General features: G+C 60.8%; 14 protein-coding genes. 12 read left to right on the plus strand and 2 right to left on the minus strand.

Features of this window, described 5'->3' with window-relative positions:
- Positions 1-30 precede the first annotated feature (30 nt).
- Positions 31-1,458: a DUF349 domain-containing protein gene (locus OU26_RS04260; RefSeq protein WP_026646417.1), complete on the minus strand. Its 1,428-nt coding sequence runs from the start codon at positions 1,456-1,458 to the stop codon at positions 31-33.
- 114 nt (positions 1,459-1,572) lie between these two features.
- Here OU26_RS04260 and hisS point away from each other — a divergent pair, with 114 nt between their 5' ends.
- The 7 genes from hisS to OU26_RS04295 all read left to right on the plus strand — a co-directional run bounded on the left by hisS (position 1,573) and on the right by OU26_RS04295 (position 9,620).
- On the plus strand, positions 1,573-2,964 hold the full coding sequence (hisS, locus tag OU26_RS04265) for a histidine--tRNA ligase (RefSeq protein ID WP_033498908.1): 1,392 nt from the start codon (positions 1,573-1,575) through the stop codon (positions 2,962-2,964).
- A gap of 44 nt (positions 2,965-3,008) precedes the next feature.
- Positions 3,009-4,808, plus strand: a complete 1,800-nt coding sequence (aspS, locus tag OU26_RS04270) for an aspartate--tRNA ligase (protein WP_026646419.1) — start codon at positions 3,009-3,011, stop codon at positions 4,806-4,808.
- Positions 4,809-5,021: 213 nt separating this feature from the next.
- On the plus strand, positions 5,022-5,780 hold the full coding sequence (locus OU26_RS04275) for an amino acid ABC transporter ATP-binding protein (protein ID WP_193345884.1): 759 nt from the start codon (positions 5,022-5,024) through the stop codon (positions 5,778-5,780).
- Between the two features lie 69 nt (positions 5,781-5,849).
- Positions 5,850-6,662 (plus strand): glutamate ABC transporter substrate-binding protein, encoded by an 813-nt coding sequence (locus OU26_RS04280; protein ID WP_026646421.1) that lies wholly within the window; start codon positions 5,850-5,852, stop codon positions 6,660-6,662.
- A complete protein-coding gene (locus tag OU26_RS04285; protein ID WP_026646422.1) occupies positions 6,662-7,339 on the plus strand; it encodes an amino acid ABC transporter permease in 678 nt (225 codons plus the stop codon). Before OU26_RS04280 ends, OU26_RS04285 begins: the two co-directional genes overlap by 1 nt.
- 6 nt (positions 7,340-7,345) lie before the next feature.
- Entirely contained in the window at positions 7,346-8,506 is a 1,161-nt protein-coding gene (locus OU26_RS04290; protein ID WP_051592925.1) for an amino acid ABC transporter permease, read from the plus strand.
- Positions 8,507-8,633: 127 nt separating this feature from the next.
- The gene (locus tag OU26_RS04295; protein WP_026646423.1) at positions 8,634-9,620 is read left to right on the plus strand and encodes a PPK2 family polyphosphate kinase; all 987 of its coding nucleotides are present in this window, start codon (positions 8,634-8,636) and stop codon (positions 9,618-9,620) included.
- Here the strand turns inward: OU26_RS04295 and OU26_RS04300 are convergent.
- Entirely contained in the window at positions 9,602-12,160 is a 2,559-nt protein-coding gene (locus OU26_RS04300; RefSeq protein WP_026646424.1) for a DEAD/DEAH box helicase, read from the minus strand. The genes OU26_RS04295 and OU26_RS04300 overlap by 19 nt on opposite strands.
- An 83-nt stretch (positions 12,161-12,243) precedes the next feature.
- Here OU26_RS04300 and OU26_RS04305 point away from each other — a divergent pair, with 83 nt between their 5' ends.
- The 5 genes from OU26_RS04305 to clpX all read left to right on the plus strand — a co-directional run bounded on the left by OU26_RS04305 (position 12,244) and on the right by clpX (position 18,143).
- Positions 12,244-13,647, plus strand: coding sequence for a replication-associated recombination protein A (locus OU26_RS04305; protein WP_026646425.1), 1,404 nt, complete (start codon positions 12,244-12,246; stop codon positions 13,645-13,647).
- A 142-nt stretch (positions 13,648-13,789) separates the two neighbouring features.
- On the plus strand, positions 13,790-15,295 hold the full coding sequence (locus OU26_RS04310; protein WP_237743784.1) for an MDR family MFS transporter: 1,506 nt from the start codon (positions 13,790-13,792) through the stop codon (positions 15,293-15,295).
- 104 nt (positions 15,296-15,399) lie between these two features.
- Entirely contained in the window at positions 15,400-16,020 is a 621-nt protein-coding gene (locus OU26_RS04315; protein ID WP_026646427.1) for an ATP-dependent Clp protease proteolytic subunit, read from the plus strand.
- Between the two features lie 2 nt (positions 16,021-16,022).
- Complete coding sequence (locus OU26_RS04320) at positions 16,023-16,724, plus strand: ATP-dependent Clp protease proteolytic subunit (protein WP_026646428.1); 702 nt, start codon at positions 16,023-16,025, stop codon at positions 16,722-16,724.
- A gap of 105 nt (positions 16,725-16,829) precedes the next feature.
- Positions 16,830-18,143: an ATP-dependent Clp protease ATP-binding subunit ClpX gene (gene clpX / locus OU26_RS04325; protein WP_026646429.1), complete on the plus strand. Its 1,314-nt coding sequence runs from the start codon at positions 16,830-16,832 to the stop codon at positions 18,141-18,143.
- Positions 18,144-18,177: the final 34 nt, after the last annotated feature.

An 18,177-nucleotide genomic window follows, 5' to 3' on the forward strand; every position in this document is an offset into this window, starting at 1 on the left:
CACTACTCCCGGTTTCGGGAACTATGGAAACTACTTGATGGCGTTCAGCCACTGCTCCTTGGTGGCCTTTTCGGCCTCAAGCTTGGACTTCTTCTTCGGATCGGACTCGGCGGCGATCTTCGCGTCAAGCTCCTCGAGCTGGGCGTTTAGCTGCTCTTCGAAGGAGTTCTTGCGGGCGTCGGCCTCCGGATCGGACTGCTTCCAAACGGCGTCCTCGACGGCCTTGATCTGCTTATCCACGGCATCAAGACGGCTTTCGATGCGATGGACCTCGTCTCGCGGAACGTAGCCGATCTGATCCCATTCCTCCTGGATGGCGGCCAACGCCTGACGGGCCTGCTTGGCCTCCTTCTCATCCTTGACCGGCACCAAAGCCTCGGCCTTGGTCAGCAGCTCCTCCTTCTTGGCGAGATTCTCCTTTTCGGAGGAGCTGATCTGCTCACGATCGGCCTGACGGGCATTGAAGAAGGTGTCAGCCGCCGCGCGGAAACGCGCCCACAGCGCGTCATCGTCACGACGACCCGCACGACCCGCCTTCTTCCAACGATCCATCAGCTCGTTGAACTTGCGGGATGTTTCGACCCAGGCGGTGGAGTCCTGAATCTGCTCGGCCTCGGCGATGATGGCCTCCTTCGTGGCCTTGGCGGCGCTACGCTCCTCATCGCGACCCTGGGCCCACTTGCGGCGGGCGCTGTTGAAGGTGGTGCGTGCGGAGGAGAAGCGTGCCCACAGCGCATCCGCATCGGTCTTGTTGAGACGGACGCTGTTGCGCTGATGCTCCTGCCACTGCTGGAAGAGCGAACGGAACTTGTCGGCGGTGGAACGCCAGTTGGTGTTGTCTCCCAAGGAATTGGCCAAGGCCTCCGCCTTCTCCACGATCGCGGTGCGTTCCGCCAGCGCCTTGGCGACAGCGGCCTTATGCGCCTCGCTGAGTTCGGTCTTCTTGGCCTCTCCAGCCTCCTTCAGTGCGGTGAACTGGTTCTTGATCGCCTCAAGGTCACCGACGACGGCCGGCTGTTCGGTTTCGGAGGAGAGGGTCTTGATGGTCTCGTCGATCTCATGGCTCTTCACATTGTTGGACCTGAGCCTGTTGGCGAACAGGTCGAGCTTGGCCTTCAGATCCAGATAGCGGCGCGCGTACAGCGCCAGAGCCTCTTCCTTGGAGGCATCCGGGAACTGTCCGACCTCACGTTCCCCTTCTCCGTCCTTCACGAACACCGTGCCGTCATCGGCGACGCGGCCGAAAGTCTCGGCCGCCTTGACGTCCTCCTCGGAGAATCCGGTGGTCGCCGGCGCGCGCTTCGGCGTCTTCTTGGCGAAGGCCGCAGGGCTCGGCGCATGCGGCTTCATGGCCGCTGGGCTCGGGACGGCCGGTTTGCTGGCCTGGGTTGCGGGCGTCGCTGCCTGCTCGGTGGTTTCGGTGGTGTTTTCGGACGCGGTGACATTCTCGTCGGCCATGGCCAGCTCCTTACGTAAGCTTCATGTAGTGCAGGGGCAACGGTCGATGACGCCGTCTTCCAAACCTTGAAAAACGCGCGGCATTTTCCGTAACCTCATTTATTATAGAGAACCGTGGCTAAAGGTGCATCTATTTCAGGATTTCCAGAGTGGCTCCCCTCTGAGCGTGTTGTGGAGCAGCGTGTCATTGACACGCTCCGTAACGTATTCGAGCTGAATGGTTTCATAGGCATTGAAACCCGTGCGGTTGAGCAGGGTTCCAGCCTGCTCAAGAAAGGCGAGACCAGCAAGGAGATATATCTGCTGAGCCGTCTCCAGGAGGTCGGACATGAATCCGACACTCCGATTGAGGACCGTCTTGGCCTGCACTTCGATCTGACCGTTCCGCTGAGCCGCTATGTCGTCGAGCATTCCGGCGATTTGACATTCCCGTTCAAGCGTTGGCAGATTCAGAAGGTCTGGCGTGGCGAGCGTCCGCAGGAAGGCCGTTTCCGTGAATTCGTGCAGGCCGATATCGATGTGATCGGCAATGGTGATCTGCCCGACCATTACGAGGTCGAGCTTCCGCTGGTCATGGTGTCGGCATTGGAGCGTCTGCGCGAGTTCGGCCTGCCGAAGGCCACCGTGCACGCGAACAACCGCAAGCTTTCCGAAGGCTTCTACCGCGGTCTGGGGCTTACCGACATCGAAGGCGTGTTGCGTGAGATCGACAAGCTTGACAAGATCGGCGCCGACGAGGTGGCCAAGCTGCTCGTCGAGGGTTGCGGAGCCGACGAGGGGCAGGCCCGTGCATGCCTCGAGCTGGCCGAGCTGACAGCGGCCAACGGCAAGGAACTGTCCGAGAAATTCGATGCGCTGTGCTCCAAGCACGGCATCGCGGCCGATTCCGACGCTTATGTGCTGGCCCGTCAGGGTCTTGACACCTTGGCGATGATCGTGGATGAGGCGGCGCGCATCCGTCCGGGCTCCGTGATCGCGGATCTGAAGATCGCCCGAGGTCTGGACTACTACACCGGTTCCGTGTATGAGACCTTCCTCGACGGCGCCGCGGCTTTGGGATCCATCTGCTCCGGAGGCCGTTACGACAACCTCGCCTCGCAGGGCAACAAGAAGTACCCGGGCGTGGGCCTGTCCATCGGCCTGTCCCGTCTGGTCTCCTATATGCTGCATACCGCGGGCGCCCACGCCAACCGCGTATCCCCGGCATCCGTGCTGGTGGCCGTGTGGAACGAGTCCGATCGTTCCGCCTCCAACCTGATCGCCAACCAGCTTCGAGCCCGTGGCATCGCCGCGGATGTGGCCCCGACCGCCGCCAAGCTCGGCAAGCAGATCAAGTACGCCGACAAACTCGGCATACCGTACGTCTGGTTCCCGGCTGACGCTTCCGAGGAAGGCGCCCAGGACGAGGTCAAGAACATCGTCACGGGAGACCAGAAGCCGGCCGATGCACAGTCTTGGGAGCCGGATACTGTGTATGCCCAGCAAACCGTTACCGTTGAAGCCTGACATCGCAGGACTTCGCAAATAGAGGATTAAGGAATAGGGGAAGCATGAGCCAGACGGCTTACAGAACACATCATGCAACCGAAGTGACCGAAGATCTCGTCGGCCAGAAGGTGACGCTCGCCGGTTGGGTGGATCGTCGCCGTGACCACGGTGGCGTGGCATTCATCGACCTGCGCGACAACACCGGTCTGGTGCAGGTCGTCATCTATGACGAGGAGATGGCTCGTCCGCTGCGTTCCGAGTTCGTGATCCAGGTCGTCGGCGAGGTTCGTCTGCGTCCGGATGGCAACGAGAACGAGCATCTGGCCACCGGTAAGATCGAAGTCGTGGCTGAAAGCATCGAAGTGCTGGCCAAGTCCGATGCTCTGCCGTTCCAGGTCTCCACGGCGCTTGAGAACGAGTCCGAGAACAAGCTGCCGGGCGAGGACGTGCGTTTGAAGTACCGTTACCTCGACCTGCGTCGTCCGTCCATGCAGCGCAACTTGAAGCTGCGTGCGCAGATGTCGAAGGCCGCACGACACGCTTTGGAGGAAATGGGCTTCGAGGAGATTGAGACGCCGACCATGATCAAGTCCACGCCGGAAGGCGCCCGCGACTTCGTGGTGCCGGCCCGTCTGGTGCCGGGCTCTTGGTACGCCCTGCCGCAGTCCCCGCAGCTGCTGAAGCAGCTGCTCATGGTCTCCGGTGTGGAACGCTACTACCAGTTGGCCCGCTGCTACCGTGACGAGGATTTCCGCGCGGATCGTCAGCCGGAGTTCACCCAGCTCGATATGGAGATGGCGTTCGTGGACCAGGAGGATGTGATGGCCATGGCCGAGAAGGTCATCGCGGCCATCTGGAAGTCCGCCGGATACGACATCAAGCTGCCGATCCAGCGCATCACTTGGCAGGACGCCATGGATAAGTATGGTTCCGACAAGCCGGATCTGCGCTTCGGCAACCCGCTGATCGAGCTGACCGATTACTTCAAGAACACGCCGTTCCGTGTGTTCCAGGCTCCGTATGTCGGTGCCGTGCTTTTCAAGGGCGGTGCGGCCACGCCTCGCCGTCAGTTCGACGCATGGCAGGATTGGGCCAAGCAGCGTGGAGCCAAGGGCTTGGCCTATGTGGTCTTCGCCGAGAACGGCGATCTCAAGGGCCCGGTCGCCAAGAACCTCTCCGAAGAGGAGCGCAATGGCCTGAAGGAGGCCGTTGGCGCCGAAGATGGCGATGCGGTGTTCTTCGCGGCCGGCCGTCGCACTTCCTCTCAGGAGCTGCTGGGCGCGGTGCGCGTCGAACTCGCCCGTCGTGCCGGTCTGCTCAAGCCCGACGATTTCGCATTCACGTGGGTGGTGGACTTCCCGCTGTTCAAGCCGACCGACGATCCGGATGACGATGATGTGGCCGTCGGCCATTCCAAGTGGACCTCCATGCATCATCCGTTCACCATGCCGTCCAAGGATTGGATCGACAAGTTCGACAAGGATCCTGAGCACGCCATGTCCGATTCCTACGACATCGTGTGCAACGGCAACGAGATGGGTGGCGGTTCCGTTCGTATCCACCGTGACGATATCCAGGATCGTGTGCTCGATGTGCTCGGTATCACGCCGGAAGAGGCTGCCGACAAGTTCGGCTTCCTGCTCGAGGCTTTCAAGTATGGTGCTCCGCCGCACGCGGGCATCGCTCTCGGTTGGGATCGTACCGCAGCCATCTTGGCGGGCGCCGACTCCATCCGCGACGTCATCGCCTTCCCGAAGGCGGGTGGCGGCCGTGACCCGCTGACCGGCGCCCCGGCTCCAATCTCCGCCGAGCAACGTGCCGAGACCGGCGTCGATTACGATCCAGATGAGGATGAGGACTGATAGTCTTCCTGCCTGAAAGCGAATGAAGGCGTCCGTACGCGATTGGCGTGCGGACGCCTTTTTACTTGTGATTTCATTCATAAAACGATATGCGTCGTCTCATATTCTGGGCAAAGTGAGACGAACGGACGGCTGGGAAACATAAATTTCCTATTCATTTCCTATACTGCCCGTATGTCTGAAATCAAAGAAACCGAAGCGAAGCGTTCCATCATGCCGGATGCTGGGGCGGACGACAGGCCGCTCGTCGAACTGACCCATGTCGAAAAGCATTATGGCGACCTGCATGTGCTTAAAGACATTAATCTTACCGTAAGAAAAGGCGAGGTGCTCGTCATCGTCGGTCCGTCCGGATCCGGCAAATCCACGATGTGCCGCACCATCAACCGTCTGGAGACCATCGACTCCGGAGACATCCGCATCGACGGCAAGCCGCTGCCGCAGGAGGGCAAGGAGCTCGCCAGTCTGCGTGCGGAAGTGGGCATGGTGTTCCAGTCCTTCAATCTTTTCGCCAACAAGACCATTCTGGAAAATGTGACATTGGCGCCGATCAAGGTCCGTCGCATGGACAAGAAGGAGGCCGAGGACCTCGCCATGGATCTGCTGGGACGCGTGGGCGTGGCCTCCCAGGCCAAAAAGATGCCGTCTCAGCTTTCCGGCGGCCAGCAGCAGCGCGTCGCCATCGCCCGCGCCCTCGCCATGCAGCCGAAAGTCATGCTGTTCGACGAGCCGACCTCCGCGCTCGATCCGGAAATGGTCAATGAGGTGCTCGACGTCATGGTAGAGCTGGCCCATGAGGGCATGACCATGCTGTGCGTGACCCACGAGATGGGCTTCGCACGCAAGGTGGCCGACAAGGTCGTGTTCATGGCTGACGGTCAGATCCTCGAACAGAGCACGCCGGAGGAATTCTTCGAACATCCGAAGACGGACCGTGCCAAGGACTTCCTGTCGAAGATCCTCACCCACTGACAGTGATGTGAAATACCGACAAAAGAGGAAATCCCAATGAAGAAACCATTATCCATTGCGGTGAAACGCATGCTCCGCAGAGGCATGGCGGCGCTTTGCGCGTTCGCGTGCGTGTTCGCCGTCTCCGCGTGCGGCGCGGATGACGCGGATGGCAGAATCCGCATCGGCATCAAATTCGACCAGCCGGGCCTGGGCTTCAAAAAGAACGGCACCTACGTCGGCTTCGATGTGGACGTCGCCAAATACATCGCCAGAAAGCTCGGCTATTCCGAGGACCAGATCGTCTGGAAGGAGGCGCCGTCCAAGCAGCGTGAGGCCATGCTGCAGAACGGCGACGTCGACTTCATCGTGGCGACCTATTCGATCACCGACGAACGCAAGAGGGTCGTATCCTTCGCGGGGCCGTATTTCGTGGCGGGACAGGATCTGCTGGTCCGCAAGGACGAGAAGGGCATCGACGGCCCGGAGGATCTCAACGGCAAACGTCTGTGCTCGGTGACGGGATCCACATCCGCAGTGACGGTCAAGGAGAAGTTCGCCAACGAGGTGCAGCTTATGGAGCAGCCCGGCTATGCCGAATGCGCGACCGCGCTGTTCTCCGGCATCGTTGACGCGGTGACCACGGACGACATCATCCTGGCCGGCCTGGCTTCGGCGTCGCGCGGACGTCTGCGCGTGGTGGGCAAGCCATTCACCCAGGAATACTATGGCGTCGGCATCAAGAAAGGCAACACGAAACTCGCCAGGAACATCAACAACGCCATCTCCGAAATGATCAAGGACGGTTCCTGGAAGCGAGCCATCGCCGACAACACGAAGGGCGTTGACTACACGCCGGACGCTAAATACAATCCGCCGAAACCGAAGGAAGGGGAGAAGTGATGGAAGCGTTTATTTCGCTGTTCAGCCAATACGATGTGCCGGCCGCCTTCCTGGTGAATATCGAGCTGACCCTATGGTCGGCTTTGTTCTCCATGATCCTCGGCGTCATCCTCGTGATGATGCGCATTTCGCCGGTCGCCTCGCTCCGCACCGTTTCCTGCGCCTACGTGGAACTGTTCAAGAACATGCCATTGACCATCATTATGGTGTTCATGGTGCTTGGCGCCTACGCCCAGTTGAAGCTCAGCTTCTCCGATACTTTCGCCACCAATTTCTTCTGGCTGGCAGTGACCGGTCTGAGCCTGTACACCGCGGCTTTCGTGTGCGAATCGCTGCGTTCCGGCATCAATACGGTGCCAATCGGACAGGCGGAGGCAGCCCGTGCACTGGGACTCAACTTCATGCAGTCCGCCACGCAGATCATCCTGCCGCAGGCCTTCCGCGGATCCGTGGCGCCTTTGGGCAACACTCTGATCGCGTTGCTGAAGAACTCCACCGTTGCGGCGGCTGCGTCCGTGGCCACGGAGACGTCCTCGTTGATGAGCGAAATGATCGAATACCGTTCCGATGTGATCGTCCCGATCTTCCTGATTTTCGCATTCGGCTACGTGATTCTGATTATTCCGATCGGCATGCTGACCACATATCTGTCCAACAAACTCGCAGTGAGGAGGTGACGCGCCATGGCAAGCAATGAAAGCGCGGTGTTGTTCGACCAGCCGGGCCCGAAGGGCCGCAAGACCATCCGTATCGTCAATTGGATAGCCGGCATCATCTTCGCGGTGGTGCTTGTGCTGATCCTCATGCGTCTGCACAATCCGCCGGACGGCGAGAACCAGCTGAGCTGGGAACTGTGGAAACCGGCGCTTGACGCCGAAGCATGGACCGACTTCTATCTTCCGGGTCTGTGGGCGACGATTCGGGCCTCGGTCCTGGCCGTCATCGGAGCCGTGGTGTTCGGTCTGCTCTTCGGTATCGGACGACTGCTGCCGAACGTGATTATACGTGCGGTCTCCGGCGCGATCGTTGAATTCGCACGTGCGGTTCCTGTGCTTCTGCTCATGATCTTCTTCTGGCGTTGGTTCGCCTTCGCGGGATTGCCCAGTCCGGCATACTGGGCCGTTGTGCTCGCCTTGGTGATCTACAACGGTTCCGTGGTGGCCGAACTGGTGCGTTCCGGTGTGGGCAACCTGCCGAATGGTCAGCGTGAGGCGTCGCTTGCCTTGGGATTGACCCGCACGCAGTCGCTGATTCAGATAGAGGTGCCCCAGGCCATCTACGCCATGTTGCCGGCGGCTGTGACCCAGCTGGTCGTGGTGCTGAAAGACACCGCGCTCGGATCGATCATCATGTACACGGATCTGCTGCAGGAATCACGCCGTCTCGGTTCGATGTACTTCAACATTCTGCAGACCCTGGTGGTGGCCGCGGTCGTGTATTTCATCGTCTGCTGGCTGCTGAGCCGTCTCGCCGAATGGCTTCCGTCGCGCATGCAGCAGCATACCGCCGCGCCGGCCGAGCCTGAGCCGGTCGCCCCGATCGCCATCATGGATCCGTCGAATGTGAATCAGATCGCCGTGGCCAAGGAAGGCGTGCCGCTCGGCGGCGCCCAACGCCTGTACCATGTGCATCACCGTGGCACGAACGCGTCGATTCACCGTTGGCGTGAGACGCGTTACGTCCAGGGATATGACGAGACGCATCCCGAAAGCCAGATCGAGTTCGACAAAAACGGCAAACCCATCAAGGACAATCCATTGGAGGACCTGATGAAGGAAGCCAAGAAAAAGGAGGCCGAGCACCATCAGGGAAAAGGCCAGTCGAAGACTGATCGGGAATCCTGACGGCTCATATGGCTTGTGATATGGCCGGTGTTTTGGAGACGCGCGCATGCGAAATCCGGGACACCGGCCATTGTCATGCCTAGGATGCAATCATCATCATGTCTGATATCAAGCAAGGAGGCTTGAAATGGCGGATAAGAGCAAGGATCCGAAGATGACGCCGATTGCGAAGACGCTGAACAAGGTGGAGAACAGGCTGGCGCAGGGGGCGAATTGCGGTTCCGTCGCCGAGGGGCTGGCGAACGTGGCCAAGGCAAGCGAACTGCTGAGCTCGGTATGGACGCTGCCGCCGGGCCAATTGCTGCGATTCCACCACGATGTCGACGTCGCCACTGTGAACGGCGGGGCCACGCCGGGGTTCGATGGCAACAAGGAGGACGCCGAACGGTTCATAGCCATCAGTTCGTCGGAAATCGCCCGTTACCAGCGGTTGATGTACGCCAATGGCGTGAAAGGCTCGCATCATCGCCTGCTGATTGTGTTGCAGGGCATGGACGCGTCAGGCAAGGGTGGCATCGTGCGCCACGTGTTCAGCCAGGGCGATCCGATGGGCATGCACTACCATGGTTTCGGCGCGCCGAAAGGCGAGGAATTGGACCACGATTATCTGTGGCGCATCAAGCGCGAGCTGCCGGCGAATGGGTGGATTTCCATCTTCGATCGGTCGCATTACGAGGACATCGTCATGCCGCGCATCTACAAGACCCAGCCGGAGGAGGTCTGGCAGTCGCGGTACGACGAGATTAACCGTTTCGAATCGCAGTTGGCGTCCGATGGCTGCACCATCATCAAGATCTTCCTCGTGGTAAGCAAGGAGGAGCAGAAACGTCACTTCCTGAGCCGTCTTGAGGATTCGACCAAATATTGGAAGTTCGATCCGAGCGATCTCGAAGCGCGCGCACGCTGGGACGAATACATGGCCGCATGGCAGGACGTGTTCCTGCGCACCAGCACGGACCAGGCGCCGTGGTATCTGGTGCCCGCTGACAACCGCTGGTACTCGAGGGCGGTCGTCTCCGAACTGCTGCGCAACACGCTTAGGAACATGAATATGATCTGGCCTCCGCTCGAAGTCGACGCCGACGAGATGCGTCGTCAGTTGGAGACCATGTAATCGAAGAACACGACCTCGCCTCTGGACTGGGTAGCATCCAGATCGACGGTTCCGGTGATGGCCCAATCGTGGTCGCCATCGGAATCGTCGATGATCTGCCGCACCTTCCAGGAATGCTCGCTGTTCTCCTTGCTTTCGTCGAGGATGAACTGCTCGCCGCTGCGTGCCTTGGCGTCGGTGTTGATATACTCGTGCTCGTCGTAGTAATCGTCGAGCGTATCCTCCCATTCATGCACGCCGTAGCCCCAGTCCTTGTCGAGCGAGCCCAATTCGTCGGGTCTGTCGAGATCCATGAGCTGCACGCGGCGGAACAAGGCGTTGCGTACCAGCACGGTGAGTCCGCGACGGTCCTCCACCACGGACTGCTTGGTTCCGGGGGTGGCCAGATTGGCGGCCTTCTCGGAGGCGTCGGCGTCGGAACCGGCGTTCTCCCATTCGTCCACCAAAGAGGAGTCGATGGAACGGACCACCACACGGAGCCATGAGATGATGTCGTTCAACTGCTCGTCGCGCTTTTCTTGGGGTACGGTGCGGGCCAACGCGCGGTAGGCGTCGGACAGATAACGTAGCAGCGTGCCTTCGGAACGTGCGATGTTGTAGCGTGCGATGTAGCCGGTGAAATCGGAGGCGGTCTCCACCATGTCGCGCACCACCGATTTCGGACTCAGCCAATAGTCGTTCGCCCACGGCACGTCATGGCGGTATTCGTCGAATGCGGCCTGAAGCATGTCCTCCAAAGGCTTCGGATAGGTGATCTCCTGCAGCTTGTCCATACGTTCGTCGTAGTCGAGGCCGTCCTCCTTCATGCGGATCATGGCCTCGTCTCGGGCCTGCCGCTCCTGGGCGCGAAGCACCTGCTTGGGATCCTCCAACGTGGCTTCCACCATGGAGATCACATCCAGCGCGTAGGTGTCCGATTCCGGATCGAGCAGTTCCAGCGCGGCCAGCAGGAATGGGCTCAGCGGCTGGTCGAGGGCGAAATCGTCCGGAACGTCCACGGTCATGAAATAGTCCTTGCCGCCGTCGTCGCGGTCTTCGGTCTCGATGACGTTCGTGTCGAACAGGGTCTGGAAGATCTCGTCCGCGCGCGCATGCAGGCGCTCCTTCTGATCCGGGGTCTGCGCGGAATCGTCGATGAGCCGGTTGATGCGCAGTCGGGCGTCGCCGCCCTGCTCCACCTCGTTCAGCACCATGGAATGCGTGATCTTCATATGCGGCACCAACGTTTCCGGAGCCGCGTCGATGAGCTTGTCGAACGTGTTCTCGTTCCACGTGACGAAGCCTTCCGGCGCCTTCTTGCGTTTGACCTTCTTGAGCTTCTTCGGATCGTTTCCCGCCTTGGCCAGGGCCTTGGCGTTCTCGATCTCGAATTCGGGGGCCTCCGCGATCACCAGTCCCTCCGTGTCGAATCCCATGCGGCCGGCGCGTCCGGCGATCTGATGGAATTCGCGGGCGCGCAACTTGCGCATCCTTGTGCCGTCGAACTTGGTCAGCGCGGTCAGCACCACGGAATGGATCGGCACGTTGATGCCGACGCCGAGCGTATCGGTGCCGCAGATTACTGGCAGCAGACCCTGCTGGGCGAGCTGCTCCACCAGACGACGGTAACGGGGGAGCATGCCGGCATGGTGGATGCCGACGCCGGTGCGCAGCAGACGTTGCAGGATCCTGCCGAACGCGGTGGTGAACTTCGTTCCCTTGATGGCTTCGGCGATCGCGGTGCGCTGCTCCTTGCTGGACACGCCCGTGCTGGCCAGCGCGTTGGCGGTCTCCAACGCGGCGTCCTGGGAGAAGTGGACCACGTAGATCGGCGTCTCGCCCTTGCCAAACGCCAGCTCCACCGTCTTCTCCAGCGGATCCAACGTGTATTCGTAGGTCAGCGGCACCGGGCGCGGCGCATCGGTGATGATGTCCACATCGGTGTCCGTCATGTCCTCGAGCTTGTCGGCAATCGCATCGACGTTGCCAAGCGTCGCGCTCATCAGCAGGAACTGCGTATGCGGCAGCGTGAGCAGCGGCACCTGCCACGCCCAGCCACGTTCGGGATCGCCATAATAATGAAATTCGTCCATCGCTACGCAGCCGACATCGGCATGACGGCCTTCACGCAACGCCTGGTTGGCGAGGATCTCCGCGGTGCAGCAGATGATCGGCGCGTCCGCATTGATATGCGTGTCGCCGGTGATCATGCCGACGTTCTCACGACCGAAGACCTCGACCAGATCGAAGAACTTCTCCGATACGAGAGCCTTGATCGGAGCCGTGTAATAGGAGCGGCGCCCTGTGCACAACGCCGCGAAATGCATACCGAGCGCCACCAGGGATTTGCCTGAGCCGGTAGGGGTGTTCAGGATGACATGGTCGCCCGCGAGCAGATCCATGATGGCCTCCTCCTGATGGGGCCACGGTTCGACGCCTTTGACGTCCGACACCCAGGTGAAGAAGCGTTCGTATATTTCGTCCGCGTCGATGTTGCGTCCGCCCTCGTCCCAGTTCGGGGCCAAAGCGCCCAGCGAGCCATAGTTCTTATCGTCTGCCATGCTTGCCAGTCTACCGTTTGGGGTGAATCCGCACGTCGAACGTGTGTTCGAATCATGTGTCGTTTTGCGGTACAGTGGAAACCATGACTGATGATTTGTTTGCCGCGATGGACGCGTCGGCTGATGTGACGCGCCCGTTGGCCGTGCGGATGCGTCCATCGAGCATCGACGAAGTGCTGGGGCAGTCCCGCGTGCTGGGGGAGGGGTCTCCGTTGCGCAGACTCGCCAATCCCGCCTCGAAGGGCTCGCTCACCGCGCCGAGTTCCGTCATTCTGTTCGGTCCTCCGGGCGTGGGCAAGACCACACTCGCCTACATCGTCGCCAAACAGTCCGGACGCGTGTTCGAGGAACTGTCCGCGGTCACGTCCGGCGTCAAGGATGTGCGTGACGTGCTGAAACGCGCGCATGAGCGTCTCGTCTCGGAAGGCAGGGAGACGGTGCTGTTCATCGACGAAGTGCACCGTTTCTCCAAATCCCAGCAGGACGCCCTGCTGCCAAGTGTGGAGAACCGTGACGTCACCTTCATCGCGGCCACCACGGAGAATCCAAGCTTCTCCGTCATCAAACCGCTGCTCAGCCGATCCGTGGTCGTCAAACTCGAATCGCTGGAACCGGAGGATCTGAAAACCCTGATCGGGCGTGCCGTCGCCAGTGAGCAAGGTCTTGACGGCGAGGTCGAAATCACCGATGAGGCCACTGACGAGATCGTCCGCATGGCGGGGGGCGACGCGCGCAAGACGTTGACGATTCTCGAAGCGGCGGCCGGCGCGCTCACCGGAGACAAAAAACAGGAAAGAGGCGCGAAACGACCCGTCATCACACCGGACGTCGTGTCGAAAGTCATGGACGTGGCCACCGTGCGTTACGACAAGGACGGCGACGACCACTACGACGTTATCTCCGCGTTCATCAAATCCATGCGCGGCTCCGATCCGGACGCCACTATGCATTACCTTGCCCGCATGCTGCGCGCTGGCGAGGATCCGCGTTTCATCGCACGACGCATCATGATCGCAGCATCCGAGGAGGTCGGCATGGCCGCCCCGCAGGTTCTGCAGGTCACCGTCGCGGCCGCGCAGGCCGTGGCCATGATCGGCATGCCGGAAGCGCGCATCATCCTCGCCGAGGCGGCGCTCGCCGTGGCCACCGCGCCCAAATCGAACGCCAGCTACAACGCCATCAACGCGGCGCTCGCCGATGTGGACGCCGGACTCATCGGTCAGGTGCCGTTGCATCTGCGCAACGCGCCGACCGCCTTGATGAAAAGCTGGGGCAACCATGAAGGGTACCGGTACGCGCATGACTGGCCCGGAGCGGTGGCTCCGCAGCAGTACATGCCCGACGAGCTGCAGGGGCGCGAATACTACCATCCGAACGATCGTGGCTACGAGCATGAGATCAAGCCGAGATTGGAGAAGATCAGGCATATCCTGCATGAGGACGATTCGGGCGATGGATCCGTGAAACAAGGCCGTGTGAGCGGTTAGCTGAATCGTTGGGATGGACTGGCGGCCGTTCCGGCGGTCAGAGGCTCGGTTAGACTGCACTATGGGTTGGCGCGTCATGCAACGTCATGCGTCGATCGCGGCATCGCACATGGCCGCAGGAAAAAGTGCGCGGAAAGAACATATGCAGGAACGTAATACAACGCTCGAAAAAACAGAATCCGACAACAAAGCAGACGAGAATGCCAATGCCGTGGACGAACGCATCCCCGGCAAGCTCATCGGCGCCATCGTAGCTGTGGGCTCCCTCGCCTTCATCGGCATCCTGACCGAAACCGTGATGACGGTGCTGTTCCCGCAGCTGATGCGCGAGTTCGACGTGGACACCGCCACGGTGCAGTGGATCACCACCATCTACCTGCTGACGGTGGCCGCCACCATGCCGCTGTCGTCATACCTCAACCGCCGATTCAAGCATCGGACTTTGTTCCTTGCGGCCGTCGTCCTTGCGGTGCTGGGCTCTCTGACCATGATCTTCGGTCATGCGTTCCCCGTGATCTTGGTCGCCCGTATCATTCAGGGCGTTGGCTCCGGCGTGGCCACTCCGCTGATGATGAACATCATCCTCGAGCAGTCGCCGCGAAGCAAGGTCGGACGATTGATGGGCGTCGGCTCGCTGGTCATCACCGTGGCTCCGGCGATCGGTCCGACCGTGGGCGGCGCGGTGTCGAGCATTCTTCCATGGCGTGCGATTTTCATCATTGTCATTCCCGTCATCCTGCTGATTTCGCTGCCTGTCGGCCTGAAATGCATCGAGCAGCACCGTCCGACGGAGGAGGCGCGTCTGAACCCGTTGCAGTTCGCGTCGATCGTACTGGCGTTGTGCGGGCTGGTAATGTTCCTGAATCAGGCCGGTGTGGCCGTGGCCGCCGCAGTGGCGGGCGGCGCGGCCGTGGTGCCGGGCGTCTTCGCCGTGGTCAGTCTGATCGTCGGATTGGGGTCGCTGCTCTTCTTCGGATGGTCGTCCCATCGTTCCTTCTCGCCGCTGATCCGTCTGGGCTGGCTGCGTGATCCGATGGTGCTGCTGCATCTGATCGCCTACATGCTGCTGCCGATCGTCGGCATCGGCTTCGGTTATGTGATCACCAACCTCGCGCAGCTTTCCCTGGGCACGAATGCGTTCCTCGCAGGCGCCTTGGTATTGCCCGGTGCGTTGGTCGGAGCCTTCTTCGCTCCGATAGGCGGCACGCTGTACGATCGTTTCGGACCGGTTCGTCCGATTCTGGGCGCGTTCCTCCTGGCGATCTGCGGTCCGATTCTGCTGCTGGTCTTCTCCATGCGGCTGACTCCCGCCACGCTTGCGGGCTTCTATTTCATTTTCGGACTTGGCTACTCGCTCGGCTTTTCCAACATAATGACCAACGCGTTGCGCAGTATCTCGCCGCAGTTCATGCCGGACGGCAACGCGGTGTTCAACACCTGCCTGCAATTCGGCGGCGCCGCCGGAACCGCGTTGTTCTCCACCGTGCTGTCGGTGGCCCAGTCCGGGGCCGGCAAGGAGGGGAGTGCGGCATTCAGGCACGCCACGGCCGTCGGCGGCAGTTGGACGTTCGCCATCATGATCGCATTGGTTGCCGTCTCGATCTGCTGCCTGATCGCAGCCTTCCGCATGGAAGCGAAGCGCAGGTAGCCGTCTTCCGCCGTGGACTTCTCCACTGTAAGCGCAATCGCGTTACCCGTCGCTTCGAAGCGGTAGGCTGTGAAACTATAGAGAACACTGGAAAAGGAGACAAGGTGAGCAATCTGAGTGCACCCCTTCCCGTCATGGCTGGCGAAGACATGCCTGCGGGACCCGCCGATCCGATTTTCAACCGCCTGCTGAAGGACCGCATCATCTGGATGGGCGAGGAGGTCAAGGACGAGATGGCCAACCGCATCTGCGCTCAGATGCTGATGCTGGCCGCCGAGGATCCGAAGAAGGACATCTGGCTGTACATCAATTCTCCGGGCGGTTCCATCACCGCGGGCATGGCCATCTACGACACCATGCAGCTCATCGAGCCTGACGTGGCCACCGTGGGATTGGGCATGTGCGCCTCCATGGGCCAGTTCCTGCTGAGCTCCGGAACCAAGGGCAAGCGCTTCCTGACCTCGCATGCGCGAGTGCTGATGCACCAGCCGTCCGGTGGCATCGGTGGCACCGCCACCGACGTGCGCATCAACGCCGAGCTCATCATGGATATGAAGAAGACCATGAGCGAGCTGACCGCCGAGCAGACCGGTCATACCGTCGAGGAGATCTACCGCGACAACGAGTATGACCACTGGTTCACCGCGCAGGAAGCATTGGAATATGGTTTCGTGGACAAGCTCGTATCCACCCACGACACGATGAGCGCCAGCAAGGGAGAGTGACCATGGCAAGCGAAGAAGCACAGTTTGTAGCCCGCGCCGAGCGTCTGGCCGGACCGGCCGGCGTCGTCGGATTCCAGGGCGCGGCGGCCCGTGAGGCGGCGTTCGCGCCGCAGAACCGCTATGTTCTGCCTCAGTTCGAGGAGAAGACCCCATACGGGTACAAGAGGCAGGATCCGTACACCCGGTTGTTCGAGGACCGCATCATCTTCATGGGCGTGCAGGTGGATGATACCTCCGCCGACGACATCATGGCCCAGCTGCTGGTGCTGGAAAGCCAAGATCCGAACCGTGATGTGATGATGTACATCAATTCCCCAGGTGGTTCCATGACGGCCATGACCGCCATCTACGACACCATGCAGTACATCAAGCCGGATGTGCAGACCGTATGCCTGGGCCAGGCCGCTTCCGCCGCGGCCATCCTGCTGGCCGCCGGAGCCAAGGGCAAGCGTCTGATGCTGCCGAACGCCCGCGTGCTCATCCATCAGCCGGCCATTGACCAAGGTTTCGGCAAGGCCACGGAAATCGAAATCCAGGCCAAGGAGATGCTGCGCATGCGCGAATGGCTGGAGAACACGCTGGCCAAGCACACCGGCCGTGACATCGAGAAGATTCGCAAGGACATCGAGGTGGACACCTTCCTGACGGCCCAGGAGGCCAAGGAATACGGCATCGTCGACGAGGTGCTAGAGCACCGCGGCTGACGTGCGGATGCCGGAGTCATGTCTTGACGCACAATACCCCTGCTGGGTTCCGGCAGGGGTATTGTGTTCCGTGGATGATGGTCCTATGAAACGAAGGGGTATGGAATGGGACGTGTGGTCAACTACAACGACGCGGTGTCAAGATGCACGTTCTGCGGCAAATCCGAGAACCAGGTGCGTAAGCTGGTTACCGGGTCGGGCGCGGCCATCTGCGACGAATGCATCGGATTGTGCGTGGACATCATTTCGGAGGAACGGGTCAAGGACGCCCGGGCCGGTGTCCTGCAGCTGCCCAAGCCGGCGCAGATCAGCGCCTATCTCGACGATTACGTCGTCGGACAGGAATCGGCCAAAAGAACGCTTTCCGTGGCCGTGTACAACCATTACAAGCGCGTCAACATGGAAATGGGCGAAGCCGCCCGTCTCGGCGTGAAGTCGTCGCAGGCGCAGGATGATCCGCTTGCGGGAGTGCAGGTGGCCAAATCGAATATTCTGCTGCTTGGGCCGACGGGAGTGGGCAAAACGTATCTGGCGCAGACGCTTGCCAAGGTTATGAACGTGCCGTTCGTCATAGCCGACGCCACCACACTGACGGAGGCCGGCTATGTGGGGGATGACGTCGAAACCGTGCTGCAGCGCCTCATTCAGGCCGCTGACGGCGACGTGGCCCGCGCTCAGCAGGGCATCATATATATAGATGAGATCGACAAAATCGCCCGTAAAAGCGGTGAGAACACGTCCATCACACGCGATGTGTCCGGCGAGGGCGTGCAGCAGGCATTGCTCAAGATCCTGGAAGGCACCGTCGCCACCGTGCCGGTAGAGGGATCCCGCAAGCACCGCGAGATGGAGACCGTGCGGATTGATACCCGAGACATCCTGTTCATCTGTGGCGGCGCGTTCGTGGGGCTTGACGACATCGTGGCGCAACGCTTGGGTGCCCGGGAAAGCGGTTTCGGCGCATCCTGGCACGATCATGAGGTGCCGAAGCGGGAATTGCTCGCGCAGGTGTCCGCTGACGATCTGGCCGATTTCGGTCTGCTTCCGGAATTCATAGGCAGGCTGCCGGTGGTCAGCGTGCTGGAGGAGCTTACCGAGGATGATCTGGCGCGTATCCTCGTCGAACCGGAGAACGCGCTGGTCAAGCAGTATCAGAAGCTGTTCGCCGTCGATGGCGTGAAACTGACTTTCACCGATGGCGCGGTGCGGCAGATCGCGGCCACGTCGATCCGACGCGGGACGGGCGCGCGTGGGCTGCGTTCGATCATCGAGAGGACTTTGGAAGACACCATGTTCCAGCTTCCTAGTATGGAAGGCGTCGCTGAAGTGGTTGTCGACGAGGCTGCCGTCAGTGGTGCGGGCACGCCGAAGCTGCTCAAGGTGCCGACACAGGAGATTCCTCGTCTCAGAGAGGCATGATTCCATTGCAATCCGTTGCGACACGCCGAGATTT

It is taken from the genome of Bifidobacterium ruminantium DSM 6489 (assembly GCF_000770925.1).
GTDB lineage: Bacteria > Actinomycetota > Actinomycetes > Actinomycetales > Bifidobacteriaceae > Bifidobacterium > Bifidobacterium ruminantium.